The organism is Klebsiella huaxiensis (assembly GCF_003261575.2).
Classification (GTDB): Bacteria; Pseudomonadota; Gammaproteobacteria; order Enterobacterales; family Enterobacteriaceae; genus Klebsiella; species Klebsiella huaxiensis.
On the sequence record NZ_CP036175.1, the window covers coordinates 883,123 to 903,719 of the forward strand.

The 20,597-nt window shown below is 52.4% G+C and carries 17 protein-coding genes and 1 tRNA gene; 6 read left to right on the forward strand and 12 right to left on the reverse strand.

Features of this window, described 5'->3' with window-relative positions; translation table 11 throughout:
* The first annotated feature begins 107 nt into the window (after positions 1–107).
* Positions 108–1,289 carry an aminotransferase-like domain-containing protein gene (locus DA718_RS04285; protein WP_110273058.1) on the forward strand — a complete coding sequence of 394 codons (1,182 nt, stop codon included), beginning with the start codon at positions 108–110 and terminating at the stop codon, positions 1,287–1,289.
* Positions 1,290–1,366: 77 nt separating this feature from the next.
* Positions 1,367–2,068 (forward strand): alpha/beta fold hydrolase, encoded by a 702-nt coding sequence (locus DA718_RS04290; protein WP_112213740.1) that lies wholly within the window; start codon positions 1,367–1,369, stop codon positions 2,066–2,068.
* 202 nt (positions 2,069–2,270) lie between these two features.
* Here the strand turns inward: DA718_RS04290 and DA718_RS04295 are convergent, their stop codons facing one another.
* The 3 genes from DA718_RS04295 to DA718_RS04305 all read right to left on the reverse strand — a co-directional run bounded on the left by DA718_RS04295 (position 2,271) and on the right by DA718_RS04305 (position 5,511).
* On the reverse strand, positions 2,271–2,459 hold the full coding sequence (locus DA718_RS04295; protein ID WP_110273060.1) for a hypothetical protein: 189 nt from the start codon (positions 2,457–2,459) through the stop codon (positions 2,271–2,273).
* A 272-nt stretch (positions 2,460–2,731) separates the two neighbouring features.
* Positions 2,732–4,555 carry a tyrosine-protein phosphatase gene (locus DA718_RS04300; protein ID WP_227015977.1) on the reverse strand — a complete coding sequence of 608 codons (1,824 nt, stop codon included), beginning with the start codon at positions 4,553–4,555 and terminating at the stop codon, positions 2,732–2,734.
* Between the two features lie 353 nt (positions 4,556–4,908).
* Complete coding sequence (locus DA718_RS04305; RefSeq protein WP_112213742.1) at positions 4,909–5,511, reverse strand: short chain dehydrogenase; 603 nt, start codon at positions 5,509–5,511, stop codon at positions 4,909–4,911.
* A 246-nt stretch (positions 5,512–5,757) separates the two neighbouring features.
* On the opposite strand from DA718_RS04305, the gene DA718_RS04310 reads away from it, so the two are divergent.
* On the forward strand, positions 5,758–6,636 hold the full coding sequence (locus DA718_RS04310; protein WP_112213743.1) for a LysR substrate-binding domain-containing protein: 879 nt from the start codon (positions 5,758–5,760) through the stop codon (positions 6,634–6,636).
* Between the two features lie 36 nt (positions 6,637–6,672).
* On the opposite strand, the gene DA718_RS04315 is transcribed toward DA718_RS04310, so the two are convergent.
* On the reverse strand, positions 6,673–7,818 hold the full coding sequence (locus DA718_RS04315; protein WP_112213744.1) for a trans-sulfuration enzyme family protein: 1,146 nt from the start codon (positions 7,816–7,818) through the stop codon (positions 6,673–6,675).
* Positions 7,819–7,828: 10 nt separating this feature from the next.
* Positions 7,829–9,199, reverse strand: a complete 1,371-nt coding sequence (locus DA718_RS04320; RefSeq protein WP_112213745.1) for a pyridoxal-phosphate dependent enzyme — start codon at positions 9,197–9,199, stop codon at positions 7,829–7,831.
* 543 nt (positions 9,200–9,742) lie between these two features.
* Between DA718_RS04320 and DA718_RS04325 the strand changes: the two genes are divergently transcribed.
* Positions 9,743–11,131, forward strand: a complete 1,389-nt coding sequence (locus DA718_RS04325) for an SLC13 family permease (RefSeq protein WP_112213746.1) — start codon at positions 9,743–9,745, stop codon at positions 11,129–11,131.
* Between the two features lie 203 nt (positions 11,132–11,334).
* A complete protein-coding gene (locus DA718_RS04330; protein WP_112213747.1) occupies positions 11,335–11,604 on the forward strand; it encodes a SymE family type I addiction module toxin in 270 nt (89 codons plus the stop codon).
* Between the two features lie 153 nt (positions 11,605–11,757).
* Here DA718_RS04330 and DA718_RS04335 read toward each other — a convergent pair whose 3' ends face one another.
* From DA718_RS04335 to DA718_RS04345, 3 genes are all read right to left on the reverse strand, one after another.
* The gene (locus tag DA718_RS04335) at positions 11,758–12,165 is read right to left on the reverse strand and encodes a DUF1090 domain-containing protein (protein WP_112213748.1); all 408 of its coding nucleotides are present in this window, start codon (positions 12,163–12,165) and stop codon (positions 11,758–11,760) included.
* An 845-nt stretch (positions 12,166–13,010) separates the two neighbouring features.
* Positions 13,011–13,086, reverse strand: a tRNA-Phe gene (locus DA718_RS04340).
* A gap of 105 nt (positions 13,087–13,191) precedes the next feature.
* The gene (locus tag DA718_RS04345) at positions 13,192–13,908 is read right to left on the reverse strand and encodes a DUF554 domain-containing protein (protein WP_112217166.1); all 717 of its coding nucleotides are present in this window, start codon (positions 13,906–13,908) and stop codon (positions 13,192–13,194) included.
* Between the two features lie 432 nt (positions 13,909–14,340).
* Between DA718_RS04345 and DA718_RS04350 the strand changes: the two genes are divergently transcribed.
* Positions 14,341–16,479, forward strand: coding sequence for an ornithine decarboxylase (locus DA718_RS04350; RefSeq protein ID WP_112217167.1), 2,139 nt, complete (start codon positions 14,341–14,343; stop codon positions 16,477–16,479).
* Positions 16,480–16,590: 111 nt separating this feature from the next.
* On the opposite strand, the gene DA718_RS04355 is transcribed toward DA718_RS04350, so the two are convergent.
* The 4 genes from DA718_RS04355 to mutY form a co-directional block, all read right to left on the reverse strand.
* Positions 16,591–17,844, reverse strand: coding sequence for a nucleoside permease (locus tag DA718_RS04355; protein WP_112217168.1), 1,254 nt, complete (start codon positions 17,842–17,844; stop codon positions 16,591–16,593).
* Positions 17,845–18,036: 192 nt separating this feature from the next.
* On the reverse strand, positions 18,037–19,122 hold the full coding sequence (mltC, locus tag DA718_RS04360; RefSeq protein ID WP_167492723.1) for a membrane-bound lytic murein transglycosylase MltC: 1,086 nt from the start codon (positions 19,120–19,122) through the stop codon (positions 18,037–18,039).
* A gap of 48 nt (positions 19,123–19,170) precedes the next feature.
* A complete protein-coding gene (locus DA718_RS04365; RefSeq protein ID WP_004105744.1) occupies positions 19,171–19,446 on the reverse strand; it encodes an oxidative damage protection protein in 276 nt (91 codons plus the stop codon).
* Positions 19,447–19,473: 27 nt separating this feature from the next.
* Positions 19,474–20,532: an A/G-specific adenine glycosylase gene (mutY, locus tag DA718_RS04370; RefSeq protein ID WP_112217169.1), complete on the reverse strand. Its 1,059-nt coding sequence runs from the start codon at positions 20,530–20,532 to the stop codon at positions 19,474–19,476.
* Positions 20,533–20,597: the final 65 nt, after the last annotated feature.

Consider the following 20,597-nt stretch of genomic DNA (forward strand, 5'->3'; position numbering starts at 1 on the left):
CTACCAGGGTATGAATACTAAGCCCCCGGTGAGCGTAGCGCGGCTGGGGCATTATTGGTAAAAAATAGATAAAACATCACAACAACAAGACAGAAAAGGAAAATAGTATGCACGATCGGCGACTCGCCGCCCGCGCGGGTGAACTTAAACCCTCCGCCGTCCGCGAACTCCTCAAACACAGTAAACTGCCCGGCGTTATCTCTTTGGGCGGCGGCATCCCGGCCCCGGAGCTTTTCGATACCGAAGGCCTGAACCTGGCGGTACAGCAGGTGATGAATGGTCGCTTTAACGATGCGTTCCAGTACGGTTTGACTGAAGGCTACCCGCCGCTGCGTCAGGCAGTGAGCGAGCTGTGCCATGCGCGTGGCGTTGCCTGTCCGGCAAGCCATGTCTATATCACCTCCGGCTCACAACAGTCGCTGGATATGGTCGCCCGCACGTTACTCGATCCAGGCGATGCTGTCGTCGTTGAGCGCCCGACCTATCTGGCGGCGCTACAGGTCTTCCAGCTGGCGCAGGCCAATATTCTCAGCGTCGATACCGATGATGACGGCATGCTGGTTGAACAACTGGCTGACCTGCTGGAAACCACCCGCGTCAAAGCCGTTTACCTGGTGCCGACCTTCGGAAACCCCGGCGGGAAAACCCTGAGCGAAGCGCGCCGCCGCCGTGTGGTTGAACTGGCAAAGCAGCATGATTTCGTGATTATTGAAGACGATCCGTACGGTGAAATCAGCTTCACAGATGAAGTGTATCGCCCGCTGTATCAGTACGCGGTTGAGCTAGGCTGCGAAGATCAGGTGGTATATACCTCCACTTTCTCTAAGATCCTCGCGCCAGGTATGCGTATTGGCTGGATCGTGATGCCGGACTGGCTGGCCCAGCAGACGGTGATCGTCAAGCAAGCGGCGGATCTGCACACCAATATGCTGTCGCAGGTGATCACTACGGAATACCTGGGTATGAATCGTCTGGAAAATCAGATAGCCCTGATCCGCGAAGATTACCGCAAGAAGTGTGTGGCGCTGGCCGACGCGCTGGAATCACGTCTTGGAGAGCATCTTGAGTTCAGCCGACCAAAAGGCGGTATGTTCCTGTGGGCCCGCTTCCGCTATCCGTTCGATACCATGGAATGGATGAAGAAAACGCTGGAAAACGGCGTGGTCTATGTGCCTGGGGAAGCGTTTTATAACGACAACCCGGATACCCGCACGCTGCGTCTGTCCTACTCTACGGTATCGGCAGACGGCCTGATGACCGCCGTTGAGCGTCTGGCGAAGTCACTGTAATCACCCAGCTTCGCGCCGCCTGGCGGCGCGGAGTTTCCTGCCTGATATTCCTCTTTTAAAAAACCGAGAGTAACTCAATGAATCGCGAAACATTACCCATTGTGTTGGTTCCTGGATTTATGCTGGATGAAACCCTGTGGGATGATTTTGTGGCTGCTTTTCCACAGGAGCGAACTTTTATTCGCGCCGGACTTAATCTCGGCAACAGCATTAGTGCGATGGCGCGATACATCGTTGATGATCTACCCCCGCGTTTTATCCTCATTGGATTTTCGCTGGGTGGCTATGTCGCCCGCGCGATCGTCGAACAGTATCCGCAGGCGGTAGCCGGTCTGGTGCTGATAGCGACCTCGTTGCGTGAAGACAGCGCTGAGCAGCAAAAAATAAAACAGGCAGCCATTGCCGCGGTGTCGGCATCATCGTCGTTTAATGGAATCAGTCCTTCGGCGATTGCTGGAACCCTGCATCCGCAGCGGGCAGGAGATAAAACGCTGGTAGCAAAAATCAGGGCGATGGGTGCGAGACTCGGAGCGGAAGCTTTTCGCCATCAGGCTAGCCTGGTTCGTGGCCATCTCACCACGCAGCCCATTACCTGTCCAACGTTGGTGATTGCTGCCGCTCAGGATCCCTCTCGTTCATTGGATGAATTACAGGAATTACAGGCGAGTATTACAGGTGCTGAGCTTCAGATAATCGATGATTGTGGTCATATGCTGCCGCTGGAACAGCCTGCACAACTGGCGAAAGCGGTCAGTGAGTGGATCGAAGAGTGGGATTAACGATACTGTATTGAATCGCCCGCAGCAGATGACCACGGGCGAGAGAAACTCAGAGGAGGGATTCTGGCGGCTTATCGCCAGCCCTGGTTGTTAATCCTGGTCAGCAATGCGATCGTCAAGCCAGATCAGCATCAATGAGGAGAGAAAAGCAACAGCGACGGTACCAATAACTAACAACATAAGAAGAGCCTCAGGGGTTTTATTATTTTTGTGCTTTTACCGATGAGTGATTATTTCTGTCCGTGATGGTGACTTTAGTATCTTGTTGGGAGGTGGCGAGGGTGAAAAAATCATCAGCGTCAATGTCGAAATTTAGAACGATTTCCTTATATTTCCCACAGTTAATTAACTCTTTTGCTTCTTTCATACTACAGGCTGTAATTGTCGGCATCAGTTTCATCTCGTTTAAAAACTGAGAAGCAAAATAAGAGCTTGTTGATACCAGATCAACTACTTTTTATGGTAATGGCAATCATAACTTGGATTGATGATTGCAGCTGCCGATAGCCAATTGAAACATAATTTCTGTTTTACCTTTCCTGCCAGCGTTTCATTTTGCGGACGGCGTTCCAGCATGAGCCAATCTTCGGCGTCAAAAATTGACCTCTTTACAATTTTGTGGGGAATAGCAAGCCGCCAGAGACGACGGCTTGCTGTGGTTTTTTAAAAGGCGTACGCCACGCTTAAATTGCCGCTATAGCCGTGGCTGTCGCCGCCGCTGGCGATTTCCGCCTGGCCGCCCAGGTTCAGGCTCAGCGCACCGCGCGTCACGCCAATGTTGGCACCTGCATTGAACATATCGCGGCTATTGAAGGCCGAGTTTTGTACGACCTCATATTGATAAACTTGCCCACGAGTGCGCACCGAGGGGCCGCTGAAACTGTGTTCATAGCCGACATTCACCGCAGGGGTAAAGGTCCAGTTGCCGCTGTTGTGTGGATTAAAGGCGAGGTTAATATTGGCAACGCCGCTGGCGTTATTTTCGCTGACGCGATCGACGTCGAGCGCCAGCTCGCTGCCGCTCTCGCGGAAGGCGTCCATTCGCAGATGGGTTAATCGGGTGCCGACAGAATACTCGACGCTGGCGAAATCGAGCGGACTGACATAGCCGAGGCGTAGCGTGCCGCCGAACAGTTGTCCGTGGGTATTGCCGGTGGCGGTACCCAGTCCGCCGCTCATCCTGCGGGTGCTGCTGTAGTCAATCCAACCGGCGTTAAGATCGGCTGCGGCAAAGAGACCGTGATTAAGATCCTCGAATGCATAGCGGCCACCGAAACCTAACAGTGTGGTATTAGCATCCGCGTCGGCGTTGGCGCTGCCCAGTGAACCCCAGCTATATCCCAGCGTGCCGTAGCCGCTAAACTGCGAGTTCACCCTCTGGGTATAGCCCAGCAGCGTACCAGTGGTGTGCTCATTGCTGCTGGCGGCGCGGGCGGAACCGTCGGTACCCAGATAACCGTTAAGTCCGGTTAACCACAGTTTTCCTTCGCCATCGCGCAGCTGGCGGCTGTCGATATTCGGTGTCAGCGCACGATCCAGACGTGAGCCGCTACGCAGCAGATAGCTGGCGGCATCCGCATGAATTTGTCCGCCAACCTGAGACTCCACTCCGCCAAGCGTTCCGGCATCAATGGCCGATTGCAGATAGTTGTTATAGTCGGTGTAACGGCCGGAAAGCTCACTGTTTTGTAGCGCGTTAAGCAGCGCTGCGCCCTGTGCCGCATTCCCCCGTAGCTCGCTCTGTCCCGGAAGCTGGCCATAATGGACCATTTTTCCGCGCAGCACGTAGAGAGTCTCCTGCGATAGCCCCAGCCCTTGCTTCAGATAGTTATCAACTGAACCATATTCACGGGTAATTTCGTCCAGCCCGGCCTGCAGATAGCTGGCATCAACGCCCAGCAGCGGCTCGTAAATTGCTGCCATGGCTGGCGGCATCATCGCCAGGGTTGCTTCAACACGCTGACGGGTATAATCGTTGGTGGCGAGGTAGTTTTCCATAATGGTTGCCTCGTCGACGCCGGCAATACTTAGCAGCATGGCGGCAGTCCAGCCGGTACGGTCTTTGCCTGCGGTGCAGTGGAACAGGGCGGCGCCGTCGGCGTTGGCCAGATCGTTAAACAGAGTGCTGAACTGCGCGCGCATCCCGGCATCGCTGACGAAGGAGACGTTGGTCTGCTGCATCATCGCTTTGGCTTCAGCGGCGCTGCTAAACGTTATCGAGGTAATGTTACTGCCTGAAGCGGCGTTGCCGATGATATCAATATTGGTATAGGTTGCCCCGTCGGGCATCACGTCCGGGCTGCTGGCGATTTCGCTGGCGGTACGTAAATCATAAACATCGCTGATGCCAAGCGTGCTGAGAGTAGCCTGGTCTGCGACGGATAACGCCAGCGCATTTGAACGATAAAAAACGCCTGTACGCATAGTACCGTCGTGGCTGGTGGTATAAATCGACGTGGTACCAGCAATATCACGAAAATTATCCATCGTGGCGAGCCTGGGAGTATTTATTGGTGCGGCGGATAAGACGCCGGAGACGGCAGCTGCGACCAGAGAGACAGTAACGGGAATATAGCGAATCAAAATAAGCCTCGATATTTATGGTTTGTAATTCGTTGTTTATTAAGGCTTGAGAATATAGGGTGAGATTGTGACGGAATTATTTCAAGATGGTTTTTTTATGAGGTAAACGAGGCGAAATTATATTAGGTTTATTTATGGAATATATCGTTTCTCTCACGTTAAGTCATATTAATCATTCGCCATATTAATCTTTAACATCCCGCTCGCGGCAGCAGGATGTTATTTTATTTTTTGATCAGGCAGTCATTTTACTCAGTTCAGTAGCCGACTTTATAAATCCGCCCTGTCTGTACGCCTTCTACGCTGCGGCGGTAGGCCTGAGCCACGCTGGCGGCAGGGACGCTCTCAAAACCGGGGAAGAAACCGTCGTAGGCTGCCGCCGATTCGGTCAATACGGTGGGGCTAATCAGGTTAATACGCATACCGCGCGGCAGTTCGCAGGCGGCGGCGCGAACGAACCCTTCCAGCCCGGCGTTCACGGTGGTGGCATTGACTCCCTGCGCGATGGGCTCGTGAGCGACTATCCCGCTAATCAGCGTAATGGAACCGCCGTCGTTGAGGTAATGCTGTCCGGTCAGCGCCAGACGAACCTGCCCCAATAACTTATCCTGCAAGCCCTGGTTGAAATCGTTATCGGTCATGGTTTCCAGAGGACCAAAGAACAGGTTGCCGGTGGCGGAAACAATCGCATCTATCCGGCCAATGTTTTCAAACAAACTCTGCACGCTCTCCTGCGAGGTTATATCAACCTGATAGTCGCCCTGAGTGCGGCCGACGCGAATAACTTCATGGCGCTGACTTAATTCTTGCGCAACGGCGCGGCCAACGGTACCGCTGGCACCAATAATGATGATTTTCATAGCAGACTCCTTAGAACCTATCTCATTAGGCTATTTTATTTGCTGGTTTGGCCCTGGGCAGTGCTCAAAATCCTCACGTACTACGTGTACGCTCCGGTTTTTCCGCGCTGTCCGTGTCCAAACCATCGGCAACAATTACGCCTACTGGGATAGGCTCTTTAATGTGGTGAGCCTCTATTCTTTAATAAAACAGATATCGGATAAACTGGCGAAAAGTTAGATGATTGCTAACCAGGAGTTTGTAATATGGATAAGCTGCGGGCGATGGAGATCTTTATTGCGGTGGTGGAGTGCGGAAGCTTTACCGACGCCGCATCGCACCTTGAGATGTCGGCGGTCATGGTGGGTAAATACATCGCGCTGACCGAGCGCCAGTTAAATACCCGTCTGCTGGAGCGCAACACCCGTCGTCAGAGCCTGACCGATGCCGGGCGAGTCTATTTTGAAGAGGCGAAACGCGTACTTGAGCAGGTTTCGATTGCCGAAAGCTCGGTGGAGAGGCTGCGGGTAGCACCAGCGGGCACGCTGCGGGTGAGTGCGCCGACGTCGTTTGGTGCCTGCGTTATCGCCCCGCTGACAGCCACCTTTCTACAAGCCTGGCCCGACGTGCGTGTAGAGTTGGATCTGACTAATCGCATGGTCGATCTGGTGGATGAGGGCGTCGATCTGGCGATCCGCATCGGTGAGATCCATAACGACGATCTGGTGGCAAAATATCTCGCGCCTTACCGGATGACGATCTGCGCCGCGCCCGACTATTTAGCCCGTCACGGTACGCCGAATACGCCTGCCGATCTGGCCTCTCATCTCTGTTTGTCGCATACGGTGTGGACCGCGCGCAACGAGTGGAAATTACCGGGAGCTGAGGAGGGGATCCGCTGGAAGCGCGACGCAATTCTGCGCTGCAATGATGGTTATGCCCTGCGAATGGCGGCGATTGCCGGAGCCGGGTTGCTGCTCCAGCCAGAAGTGTTGCTGGCCGACGCGCTGGAGTGCGGCAAGCTGGTTCGTGTGCTGGAGGATTATACGCCGCAGCCAAGACCGGTTCATTTACTCTGGCGGCAAGATTTGCGCCCGCTGCCGAAGCTAACGCGTTTTGTTGAGCATCTTCTGCAGGGGCAGTAGTAGAACAGCGGCCCGCCTTTGCGGCGGGCAATCTGTTTAATCGCGTAGCGCATGACGCCAGTCGGCGATCAGATCCTGCGGATCTTCAATCCCAACCGACAGACGAATCAGCTGCGGAGTAATGCCGTTGGCTAAACGCTGCTCCAGCGGAATTGATGCATGCGTCATGCTGAACGGCTGGCTCACCAGGCTTTCCACGCCGCCGAGGCTCTCCGCGAGGGTAAACAGCTTCAGCTTGCGGATGATCCGTTCGGCATAGCCGTCGTCGCCTTTGACCACCACGGAGATCATCCCGCCGGGAAGCGCCATCTGCTTGCGCGCCAGTTGATGATGCGGATGCGAGGCCAGCCATGGGAACCACACCTTTTCGACCCGCGGCTGCTGCTCCAGCCACTCGGCGAGCAATAGCGCGTTGCTACTGTGGCGCTCCATACGCAGCGCCAGGGTACGAATACCCCGCAGCGTCAGGAAACTGCTGAACGGGTCAAGCACGCCGCCCACCGCGTTTTGCAGATAGCCCAGCTTTTCCGCCAGCGCGGAGTTATCACCGACGACCGCCAGCCCGGCGACCACATCAGAGTGGCCGTTAAGATATTTGGTCGCCGAGTGCACCACGATATCGAAGCCCAGCTCCAGCGGACGATGGATAACCGGTGAAGCAAAGGTGTTGTCGGTGACGCTGATAATATTGTGCCGCCGCGCAATGGCGGCAATGGCGCTGAGGTCGGCAAGCTTAAGCAGCGGATTAGTCGGCGTTTCGACCCAAATCATCCGCGTGTCGGGCTGAATGGCCGCTTCAATGCCCGCCAGATCGTCTGGCTTCACCCAGCTCACCCGCAGACCGGCACTACGGCGACGAACGTTTTCGATAAGACGATAAGTCCCGCCATAAACATCGTCTACGGCGACCAGGTGGCTGTCCTTATCGAGCAGTTCAAGTACGGTAGAGATTGCCGCCAGTCCGGAAGCAAAAGCGTAGCCGCGCGTACCGCTTTCCAGGTCAGCAATGGCCGTCTCCAGCGCGTGGCGGGTCGGGTTACCGCTGCGCGAATATTCGTAACCAGTATGCTGGCCCGGCGCGGGCTGGGCAAAGGTGGAGGTGGCGTAGATGGGCGGCATCACCGCGCCGTGTTCATCGGTAAAGGAGCCGCTATGTACGCTCAGGGTATGCAAATTGGTCATTGTTAAATCCTTAATGTTCGAGTCGGTTACGCCAGGTGGTCAGCACATCGCTGCGGGTAATAAGGCCAAGAAAACGATCGTTGTCGGCGATAACGGCCACCAGGCCGCGATCGAAAATGGCTTTCAGTGCGCTTTCTGGTGCATGTTTATCCAGGGTTTCCACGTTGCGGGTCATCGCTTCCCTCACGGGTAGAGAAAAGCGCTGGCTGTCGCCCTGGACGTGGCTAATCAGATCCCATTCGTCGACGATGCCGACCACGCGGCCGTTTTCCAGCACCGGCAACTGCGAGATATCGTAAAGGCGCATACGGGCGAGGATCGCGGCCAGCGTATCGTCCGGCGCGGCGGTGACGGTGGCCCCTTCATCGTGGCGCAGGGCGATAAAGTCACTGAGATCGCCGCGCGAAGGGCGGCTTAAAAAGCCCTGCTGGCACATCCAATCATCGTTAAACATTTTTGATAGATATTTGTTGCCGCTGTCGCAGGCGAAGGTTACCACACGTTTGGCGGAGGTCTGTGCCCGGCAGAAGCGCAAGGCGGCATTAAGCAAAGTGCCAGTGGAAGAACCCGCCAGAATGCCTTCAACCTGCAGCAGTTCACGGGCGGTGGCGAACGCCTCGCTATCGGTGACGCGGTAAGCATTTTTGACTTCTTCAAGATGGGCCAGCGGCGGAATAAAGTCTTCGCCGATCCCCTCAACCAGCCAGGATCCCGTTTCGCCGTAGCGCCCGGTTTCGACCTGGTCCGCCAGAATGGAACCCGCCGGATCCGCCAGGATAAATTCCGTTTTAGGCGAATGCTCAGCAAACCAGGCCTGTAGCCCACCGAGAGTCCCGCCGGAGCCGACGCCAACGACGATAGCGTCAATATTGCCCTCCAGTTGCTGAAAGATTTCCGGGGCGGTGGTAGTGGTATGGGCCAGCGGATTGGCCTCGTTATTAAACTGGTCGATATAAAAAGCCCCGGGTGTTTCGTCGGCAAGGCGGCGGGCGTAGTCCTGATAGTAGGCTGGGTGGCCTTTGTTGACGTCCGAGCGGGTAAGCAATACTTGCGCCCCCAGCGCACGCAGGTGGAATATTTTCTCGCGGCTCATTTTGTCCGGCACCACCAGAATCAGGCGGTAATTTTTCTGCGCCGCAATCAGCGCCAGCCCCAGGCCGGTATTCCCGGCGGTGGCTTCAATAATCGTGCCGCCGGGTTTTAATTTCCCCAGTCGTTCGGCTTCATTGATCATCGACAGCGCCACGCGATCTTTAATTGACCCGCCGGGGTTTTGATTTTCCAGTTTTAAAAACAGGCTACAGGGGCCGCTATCCAATTTATGCAACTGGAGCAGGGGAGTGTGACCAATAAGGTCGCTAACAGAATGAAAAACTGACATAACATTTTGCCCATTCGTATCGAGATGATTTGAATGGTAGGGCTGCAAAATTGGCATTTTAAAGAATTTTTGTCTGCGGCTAAGAGCAAAAAAGAATATAAGATGCTTTTTAGCCGTCTGGAGGGAAAGGTTGTTAGCCGCCTGGGCATGTCGATTTCCAGAATAGGGCTTTTTTGACGTTTTTTTCACCGAATTATGGTTTTTACCCGCTGCTTTATGTTTGTTTCAGGAAAGGATTGCCAAAAATAATCGATGGTAGTCTGAGCCGAATCCTTAGACGTTGGTGTAAATATCAACCCGGATGTATCGGATTGATACCTGCCGACAGCAATTCAGGTAAGAAAAAATTGCACAGTAAATTATGCTCGCTTGCTCAATAAATAACCTGTATCAGGAAACTATATTCCAGAAATATTATCCCGGAAAAGTGACGTAGAAGAAAATAACCTGTAACGATCCAGTTAACATAATAAGAACATAATTCATACCCGAAGGATATATACATGTAATGATTCAATAGTAACTAGTTACAAGGAAGCTAATATGAATAAAAACGACATGAGTCCTTTACCCACCAATACCCATGAGTGGTTTTTTAACCGTAACAGCATCATCATCTTGCTTGATATTATTCTGTTTATCGTTCTCTACAACACGCTACCCTATGAGCCGAAAGTGGTCATGGGGCTGAGTATGCTCGCTTTTATCGCCGTGTTATGGCTGACAGAAGCGCTACACGTTACCGTTACGGCGGTGATAGTTCCCGTCATGGCAGTGTTGCTTGGGGTATTCAACACTCAGGCAGCGCTAAATAGTTTTGCCAACTCAACGATATTCCTTTTCCTCGGTGGCTTTGCTCTGGCTGCAGCGATGCATGTGCAGGGGCTTGATAAAGTCATTGCCGATAAGGTATTAGCTATGGCGCGGGGTAAAATGAGCCTCGCTGTCTTTATGCTGTTTGGCGTGACGGCCTTACTGTCAATGTGGATCAGTAATACCGCGACGGCAGCAATGATGATGCCGTTAGTACTGGGTATATTGAGTAAAGTAAATGGCAAAAGCAGCCATTCGACCTATGTGTTTGTGCTCCTCGGTATTGCATATAGCGCAAGTATTGGGGGGATGGCGACAATCGTCGGTAGTCCGCCAAACGCGATAGCTGCAGCGGAGGTTGGACTCTCCTTCTTTGATTGGATGAAGTTCGGTTTCCCGGCAATGATCATATTACTTCCTGTCGCTATTGCGATTCTTTTCCTCGTGTTCAGACCGGAACTTAAGGGAACCTTTGAAACGAATACTGAACAGGTCGATTGGGATAAAGGCAAAATAGTCACATTGGCTATTTTTGGGCTTACGGTATTCTTTTGGATATTCAGTGGGCCAATTAACGATCTGCTGGGCGGTTTTAAATCTTTCGATACCATCGTTGCTTTAAGCGCCATAATATTAGTGAATTTCGCCCGGGTGGTTCACTGGAAGGATATAGAAAAAACAGCTGATTGGGGCGTGCTGTTATTATTCGGCGGTGGTATCTGCTTAAGTAATGTGTTGAAAGAGACGGGTACCAGCCTGTTTCTGGCAAACCAGATTAGCGGGATGGTTGCTCATATGGGGATATTTATCATTATCCTGGTGATTGCAACATTCGTGGTGTTTTTAACTGAGTTTGCCAGTAATACGGCCAGCGCCGCTTTGCTCATTCCTGTGTTTGCCTCAGTTGCCGAAGCTTTCGGGATGTCTCCTGTCATTCTGTCGGTATTGATTGCCATTGCGGCCTCATGCGCTTTTATGTTGCCCGTAGCGACACCACCAAACGCTATCGTTTTCGCCACCGGCCATATCAAACAGCAGGAGATGATGCGCGCCGGCCTGTTTTTGAATATCGCTTGTATTATCGTCCTTACTGGATTTAGCATGTTATTTTGGGTGTGATTTAAAGCCAGCGCAGCGGTTATTGTTGACCGCTGTTTTTTTAATTCATCCAGTTATCACTCTGTACACATAAAAATCATGAAGCTTAAAATTTTATTTTTTTTTTAATTATATTCAGGATAGAAAATTTGATTATGTTACGGGTGGCTTTTTTGATGTTATAGAGTATGAAACGAAAAAACTTTTAAAAATTTAATTTCTCTTTGACCCGAAAAACCACGAAGACCCAGCAGCGATATATCGTCGACTATCTTCCTAACCGGGATGATACCAGCACGTCATCTCTGAGCCTCAGCGGCAAATGGCCCAAAGAAGCTGGGTTTGATACCGGGCGCGGCGTAACGATCAGCATTGCTGGTGACTGTATTGTGCTGATCCCGGATAACGATGAAGTATATGAACTGCGTACGCAGCTTAAACAAGTGAAAGGGGATATAAAGGTGATGACGGTGGGGGAACTCAATTTGCTTTGATGGTGTTTAATATTATCCCCAAAAAGCAAAAATGGGGTTGATGACTTCTTATTAACAGGCAATGACTCAATTTTAGTTACAGTCTTGTCTCTTCAGCTCCGGTAACTGAACGAGAGCTGGCTTAACCATGCTGATTAAGCCGTTCTCTTTTCTTTAATGCGTGTTTATTGATTGAATAAGCCCAGACCGTGCTTCCCTCAACTCATCTTTAGCCTCTTGCAGTTTCCATTCTTTTTTTCTGATCTTATCCGGCTCGCCGGATGCTTGAGCACGATGAAGGTCTGCCATTCTCTCACTGACTTTTTCTTCTTTATCCGCTACTTTTTCCTGCCATCCGGAAGTGATTTTATTATCTGTACAGTAGAGTCGAGTTTTTTTTAGCGCTCTCTCCAGTCCCTCGACTCTATGTATATTTCCGTATGTTCTGGCATATTCTAGCTGTTTTTGGATTCGGTACTCTTTTTCTGCGCAGCCATGTAGAGTATTAGATGCAGTGGCTATGCCTGAAAACATAGCGTTGAGTAAGAAAAAACAGGCTAATGGTTTTATTATATACTTCACGATAAATCCTTCATCGATAGGGTAAAAGCAAAATCTGATATTGCAAATATATAACTTAAAATGATGTCATGAGTGTGAAAGATATTCAACGTTCATGTTATTAAGAATGTTCCTAAAGCATTCTTTTTTTATGTTGTTTTTTTTGGGGTGTGATAGCTATTTATAATATCAGAATTTTCAGCTTTATAAATGTGCAATTAGATAACCTCTGTTTATACCTATCATACTTCAAGCTGTATCTTTGTTGGCTGCCTGCGCTTACCCCGGTTACGTACTATTTGTACGTTCCCAGGGATGCACTTAGTCGCCATCGCGATGCAATCAGAACTATTTAGGGAATATATCGCCCATATCTTGCAGGTGTATGCTTTATTTTTATCTATATTGAACTTAATAGTTTGTAGTGATTAGTACCATATAAATTAAAATATGAAAGTTGAGCGGTTTATAATGACTTATACTTGACGCGAGGGCAGTAAGAGGATTTTTGTTAGCGATAAAAAGGATTGTACCCGTTTATTGCTCTTTTTGGACTGATTCCAGATTGCTGGTAGCATATTATTCTGGTCTGTGAATCCTGGCTTCGGTCTCTAATATAATGGCATCTATTTCAACCATAAGTCGTTCGTGAGTCACATCTGGGCGACATCCCCCGAAAGCAAAAATGGGGTCTTTAAAATAGTGGTATCCAGACTCGGACTACTGCCGGAGGCGTTGAATCGCGCGTTTGCCGTGCTGGCCCCGAAGGGGTTAGCTGCTGTGTGGCGAATAATCGAACGTAGTTGGATGAAGAGTCTGTTTTTCCAAAAGCAAAAACCCGCCTTTTGGGCGGGTTCTTTAAATAGTGGTGCCCGGACTCGGAATCGAACCAAGGACACGGGGATTTTCAATCCCCTGCTCTACCGACTGAGCTATCCGGGCAACGGGGCGCATTAAACCTGATTCGCCGCACCTCGTCAACGAAATTTATCTGTTTCGCAGCAGACTGAACAATCTATCACCACATTGAATCAAAAGCACGCATCTTCAGGCGAAAAACGTCACCCAGGCTACGGAAATCGGCATTGCCAGCACCAGGGCAGGCAGCATGTTCACTACGGCGAACATTTTAATCCCACAGATACGCAGACCGGTTGCGACCAGCAGCATGCCGCCTACGGCGCTGAAATCCGCCATCATCATCGGCGTGGTCAGCGGCATAATCAGCGATGCACCGGCTACCAGGGTGAGCTGAATTGCCAGCATCGGCACGCAAATGGCCGAAACGGCCAGCCCCAGGGTGCAGGCAAAAATGGTGGCAGTAAAGAAGTCGAGAAACGCTTTGGCGATAAGAATACTGTTGTCGCCCGTCATCCCTTCGCGCATTGCGCCGAAAATCCCAGTTCCGCTGGCGCAGAACAGCACGATAATCGCGACGTAGCTTTGAATATAGGACTCGTGCGCTGAGGCCTTTTTCTGTCCTTTTTTTGGCGAGAGTAGCTGCTGGAGCTTGCTGACCAGCGTATTGATACCTTTTTCCATATTGCACACTTCGCCGAGTAGCGCGCCTACCAGCGTTGAAAGCACCATTACCGGCAGGTTGGCGCATTTGATCACCAACAGAATACCTATGCCTAATGATGCGAGACCAAAAATAGAGGTCATCGATGTACGGATCCGTTCCGGTAATCGCTGACTTAAGAGTGAGCCGAGCACGCCGCCCAAAAGGACCGCGCTGGCGTTAATAAATGGCCCTGTAACCAAAGCAAAACTCCTGTTAATTATCCCTAATGACCGCATTATTATGACGTGAAACTGGCTAAAAGGCTTGTGTATACGTGAGGTGACTGCATACGTATTTCATCTTGCGCACCCTATATAAAGGTGACATGATTGCGCGAATTTTCTCCTCTCCAGACATGAGGCCGCCGGGATGACAACATTGCCACGACATCACCGTTGCGTACAGATGCGCAGACAGCCTCGTCTTGCTACCCTTACTCTGTACCCTCTGCCCACCATGCGGTGAGCGTAACGTATGCTCACTGCAGGACAACAGTAAGAGCGGACGCGGTCTGCTTTTACTGATGTCTGGCGGTCGGAGCTGGGATCCAGTCAGACCCTGACAGTTCGTTGGCCAGAGCGTACATGCCCTGGCTGAAGCCTTTTACTCTCCGGAAACGGGTATTCGCGCTCATGAAATCAATGCACATTGCCGCCAGCCACGAGCTGGTATCCCGCCTGTCAACCCACCGTCGCGTGGTGACCCTCGACAGTACTGATTTTACCGATGTGGCGGCAGTCGTCATTACCGCAGCGGACAGCCGCAGCGGCATCCTTTCGTTGTTGAAACGCACGGGCTTTAACCTGCCGGTCTTTCTTTTCAGTGAAGTTGACCATGAAAAACCGCAAGGCGTGATGGCGATTGTTAGCGGTAAAGAGCAGGAGTGGCTGGAGCTGGAAGCCGCCGCCTGCGGTTATGAAGAAAACCTGCTGCCGCCGTTCTTCGATACCCTGACCCAGTACGTGGAGATGGATAACAGCACCTTTGCCTGTCCCGGCCATCAACACGGCGCGTTCTTTAAGAAGCATCCGGCAGGACGGCAGTTTTTCGACTTCTTTGGTGAGAACGTCTTTCGCGCCGACATGTGCAACGCCGACGTTAAGCTCGGCGATCTGCTGATTCATGAAGGTTCGGCCAAACATGCGCAGAAGTTCGCCGCGAAGGTCTTTAACGCTGATAAAACCTATTTTGTCCTTAACGGCACCTCGGCGGCGAATAAGGTGGTGACCAATGCGCTGCTGACCCGTGGCGATCTGGTACTGTTCGACCGTAATAACCATAAATCAAACCATCATGGTGCGCTGGTTCAGGCGGGAGCGACGCCGGTTTATCTTGAGGCGTCGCGCAATCCGTTTGGTTTTATTGGCGGGATTGATGAGCACTGCTTTGATGATGGTTACCTGCGCGAGCTTATCCGCGAAGTGGCTCCGGAGAAGGCGGATACCGCGCGTCCGTTCCGTCTGGCGATTATCCAGTTGGGCACTTACGACGGCACCATCTACAACGCTCGTCAGGTGGTGGATAAAATCGGCCATCTGTGCGACTACATCCTGTTTGACTCCGCATGGGTCGGCTACGAACAGTTTATCGACATGATGGCCGACACCTCGCCGCTGCTGCTGGAGCTTAACGAAAACGATCCGGGCATTTTTGTCACTCAGTCGGTGCATAAACAGCAGGCCGGTTTTTCGCAAACCTCGCAGATCCACAAAAAGGATAATCACCTGCGCGGGCAGGAGCGTTTTTGCCCACATAAGCGGCTGAATAACGCCTTTATGCTGCATGCCTCCACCAGCCCATTTTATCCGCTGTTTGCCGCCCTGGACGTGAATGCCAAAATCCACGAAGGGGAGAGCGGACGCCGCCTGTGGGCAGAGTGCGTAGCGCTGGGCATCGAAGCACGTAAAGCGATTATCGCCAACTGCAAAATGATCCAGCCGTTTATTCCGCCGGTTGTAGCAGGGCGTCCGTGGCAGGATCATCCCACCGAAGCTATCACCCGCGAGCGCCGTTTCTTCAGCTTTGAGCCGGGTGCGCGCTGGCACGGTTTTGAAGGCTATGCCAGCGATCAGTATTTCGTCGATCCATGCAAGCTGTTGCTGACCACGCCGGGTATTGACGCCGAAAGCGGTGAATATACCGATTTCGGCATTCCGGCGACCATTCTGGCGCACTATCTGCGTGAGAACGGCATCGTGCCGGAGAAGTGCGACCTGAACTCAATTCTGTTCCTGCTGACGCCCGCTGAAAGCGCGGAGAAGCTGGCGCAGCTGGTGGCGATGCTGGCGCAGTTTGAACAGCATATCGAATCCGATACGCCGCTGGCCGACGTGCTGCCGACCATCTTTAACAAATACCCGGTACGCTATCGGGATTACACTATTCGCGAACTGTGTCAGGAGATGCATGATCTGTACGTGAGTTTTGATGTGAAGGATTTGCAGAAAGAGATGTTCCGCAAGCAGAGCTTCCCGCGTGCGGTGATGAACCCGCAGGACGCCAACCGGGAGTTTATTCGCGGTAACGTGGAGCTGGTGCGTTTAAGCGAAGCCGAAGGGCGGATTGCTGCGGAAGGTGCGCTGCCGTATCCGCCGGGCGTGCTGTGCGTGGTGCCTGGCGAAATCTGGGGCGGCGCGGTGTTGCGTTATTTCCTGGCGCTGGAAGAGGGCGTCAATATGCTGCCAGGTTTCTCGCCGGAGCTGCAGGGGGTTTATAGCGAAACGGACCCTGATGGTATTAAGCGGTTGTACGGGTATGTGCTGAAAGCGTAAACCGGGACCAGGTATTGTGCGCGTATTTTTGCCGGATGGCGGCTGGCGCCTTATCCGGCCTACAAATTCTGCATGCCCGGTAAGGCGCCAGCCGCCACCGGGCAATGACTATCAGGCGTTCTGCTGTGCGACAGCAGGCTGTCTGACATGTTTGTACTTAAACAGCGCAACGAAGGCAAAGGCCAGCACCAGCGAGTAGCCAGCGAAAATTAGCCATACGCTCTGCCAGTCGGTAATCCCTTCGACGGTGAAGTGCTCCACCACTTTGCCGCTCACCATCCCGCCAAGAATGCAGCCAAAACCGTTGGTCATCATCAGGAACATCCCCTGAGCGCTGGCGCGAATTTCCGGTCGCACCTCTTTTTCCACAAATACCGAACCAGATATGTTGAAGAAGTCGAAGGCGCAACCGTAAACGATCATCGACAGCACCAGCAGCACGGTGCCGAACGGGGTTGGGTCGCCGTAGGCGAACAGGCCGAAACGCAGCATCCACGCCACGATACTAATGAGCATCACGTTCTTGATGCCGTAGCGGCTGAGGAAGAACGGAATAGTCAGGATAAACAGGGTTTCCGAGATCTGCGAAATCGACATCATCACCGAGGCGTGCTGCACGATAAAGCTGCTGGCGAACAGCGGATCTTTATCAAAGCTATGCAGGAAGGTATTGCCGAACATATTGGTAATTTGCAGTTCGGCACCCAGCATCATTGAGAAAATGAAGAAGATTGCCATACGCTTGTTTTTAAACAGCGCGAAGGCATCAAGGCCCAGCATTGAAGTCCAGTTCTGGTTTTTCTGCTGATTAGCCACCGGAATATGCGGCAGAGTCAGGGTGAAAAGCACCAACAGTACGGAGAGTGCTGCGCCGATATAGAGCTGCATATGGCTCAATTCGAAGCCGGAGAAGCTGACACCCCACATCGCAAAGATAAAACCGATGGTTCCCCAGATACGAATCGGCGGGAAATCGGTCACGATATCCATGTCCGCAGACTGCAGGCGGTAGTATGAGATGGTGTTAATCAGGCCCAACGTCGGCATATAGGCCAGCGAGTTGAACAGGATGACCAGGAACATTTCGCCCGGCGTGGTGACCTGGGCGGCAAGCCACAGGGTTAGCGCGCCGACCAGATGGCAAATCGCATAGACCCATTTAGCGCTGATCCACTTATCGGCCACGATACCGAGCAGCGTCGGCATAAACACCGCCGCGATACCGAGCGAACTATAAACCGCGCCAATGGCCGCACCGTCGAACTTGAGGGTGACGAACATATATGAGCCGAGCGTGGTCAGCCAGCTTCCCCAGAGACAGAACTGCAGGAACGACAGTATTTTGAGCTGCAGCTTAAGATTCATGTTTTGATCCTCACGGATATAGAATTGTTATGTGTTTTAAATAACATTTATGGCGTTATTTTGGTTGGATTCTATCATTTGTGCGATGGATGCTTTTGTTAACTGCCGCAGAAAATCGCAAAAGAGTTGTGCAGCAATATTGGGTATAGCAGAAGCAGAACGCCCTTGAAGAAACAAGGGCGTTGGTGAGGATTACTTGCGGCGGTAGCCTTTTTGCGCGGTGTTAACTTTGTACAGATAACGGCGCGACTCAGCGGATGGATGACGGCTGGTGATGGTCTGATAGACATCGCCCGGCGTCATGTTGTTGATGATATTTGCGGCCTGAATTTTATCGCTGGAGAATACCCGCAGTACGCTGCCTGCACCGCCGTTATAGGCGGTAATCACCGCATAGCGACGTGATGTTGGGTTCTGGATGCCCGACAGATAGACGTTGTTCAGCATCGCCAGGTAGGCGGTGCCGGTATCGATATTATTCGCCGGTTCGAACAGATAGCTACGGCTTGGCAGGCCAGATTTCCCCTGCGAACGGAATACGTCTTTCCCGGCGCTGTGCTGCACCACCTGCATCAGCCCCAGGGCGTCGGCGTGGCTGACCGCGTAGGGGTTGAAGGAGGACTCGGTTTGCATAATCGCCAGAATCAGCGACTCATCAACGCCATACTTGCGTGATGCCTGGCGCACCATGCCAATGTATTTATGCGCACGCTTGTCGAGGTGGTTCGGCACAAGGTTAATGGTGATGCTGTAGATCATCCGCGGGCCGTTGCTGCGGCTTTTCATACGCGTTTGCAGCAAGTAGTCGGCGAAGCGCGCGGCGCGCCACTCCCAGCGAATAGATTCACCGGTGTTATCGACGACCTGGCCGTACAGGAACGGCTCTTTCGAAATCTGGATGTCATCGACGTCGGAATAGAGGTCGATGGAGTTAGGGTCGTCGCCCATCAGCAGGGTTTTAATAATAGCCTGGCGCAAGCGCCCGGCAGGGTCGGTCCCGGCAATAGTCTCGACAGTAATCGTACCTTCATCAAAGTTGATGTGGCTGCGGGTCTGATACTGATCGGTATATTTAACGTAGTCTTTCGGCCCGGCGAGCAGGACTTCGTTATAACCCCAAATGTTCTCGATATTATGGGCGAACTGGCCCATCAGAATGTCAAAGCCGTTAGTGTCCTTCACCCACGCCTCGTTATACTCGGCGCCTTTTTTGGTAGAGCTGGAACACGAAACGAGCAAAGGCGCAATCAGCGCTAGCGCTAAGTATTTTTTCATCATTCCGGGAGTGCGTGTTGTGTTTGTTGTGGTAAAGGGCCGGTCAGGCCCTTACTGTTTTTCTGGCGGCGTATAGCCTTCGATATGGACGTCTTTACCTTCAAACAGGAACTGGACCATCTCCTGCTCCAGCAGTTTGCGGTGCTCTGGGTTCATCATGCTGAGTTTTTTCTCGTTGATCAGCATCGTCTGTTTATGCTGCCACTGGGCCCAGGCTTCTTTGGAAATTTCGTTATAGATACGTTTGCCCAGCTCGCCAGGATACAGCTGGAAATCCTGGCCATCTGCTTCACGCTGCAGGAAAGTACAAAAAATCGTTCTGCTCATTCTTAATCCTCTTTAATCGCCTGAAAGTTAAACCGGTGCTCCGGCCTTCAGCTGTTGCAACAAGCGCTCCACGGGGGCCGCCAGGCCAACGGACGGCGGCTGCGCTAAGTTATACCAGAGTGCGCCCCCTTCATCCATGCATGCGCCGGATGAGTGCACTGTAAGCCACATCGGCACAATATCCAGATGGAAATGGCTGAAAGTGTGGCGGAACGCGGTTAATTGCGTCAGATTATCTGCCTTAATCTGGCGCTGCGCCAGCCACTCACGTAGCGCAGTTTCATCCTCAAACTGCGGGAAGCAGAATAATCCTCCCCACAGACCCACCGGCGGACGCTGGGAAAGAAACACCTCGTCGCCGTGCTGCATCAGCAGGAAGTAGCCGGTACGTTCGGGGATCGTCTGTTTTGGTTTTTTACCCGGATATTGCGCCCATGAATGATTTGCGTAGGCCACGCAGCCGTTATTCAGCGGACAAAGCTCGCATTTTGGCCTGGAGCGGGTACACACCATCGCGCCGAGGTCCATCATCGCCTGGTTAAACCGTTCCACCCCTTTGGCTGGCGTAACGTCTCCGCTAATATCCCACAGGCGTTTCTCAACCTCTTTTTTCCCCGGCCAACCGCTGACAGCATAGCAGCGCGCGAGCACGCGTTTCACGTTGCCGTCGAGAATCGGATAATGCTGACCGAGAGACAGAGATAAAATCGCGCCCGCGGTGGAGCGACCCACGCCCGGCAGAGCGGCGACTTCATCGAACGTTTGCGGGAATTTCCCGCCGTGCAGGGTGGCGACCTGCTGTGCCGCTTTATGTAAATTGCGCGCGCGGGCGTAGTAGCCCAGCCCGGTCCATAGATGCAGAACTTCATCAAGGGGGGCGTTCGCCAGATCGGTAATCGTTGGGAAGCGCGCCATAAAACGTTCAAAATAGGGGATGACCGTCGCCACTTGCGTTTGTTGCAACATCACCTCGGAGAGCCATACTTTGTAGGGCGTCTTAGCGATTTGCCAGGGCAGGGTTTTGCGTCCGTATTTGTCGTACCAGTCCAGTACCTGGGCTGAAAATTGCGCGGCGAGAAAAGTCAAAGCGACGGCTCCGGGATAGTTATTATAAGGTGGCAGATTGCAGCACAAGGGCGAGAGGCTGTAAA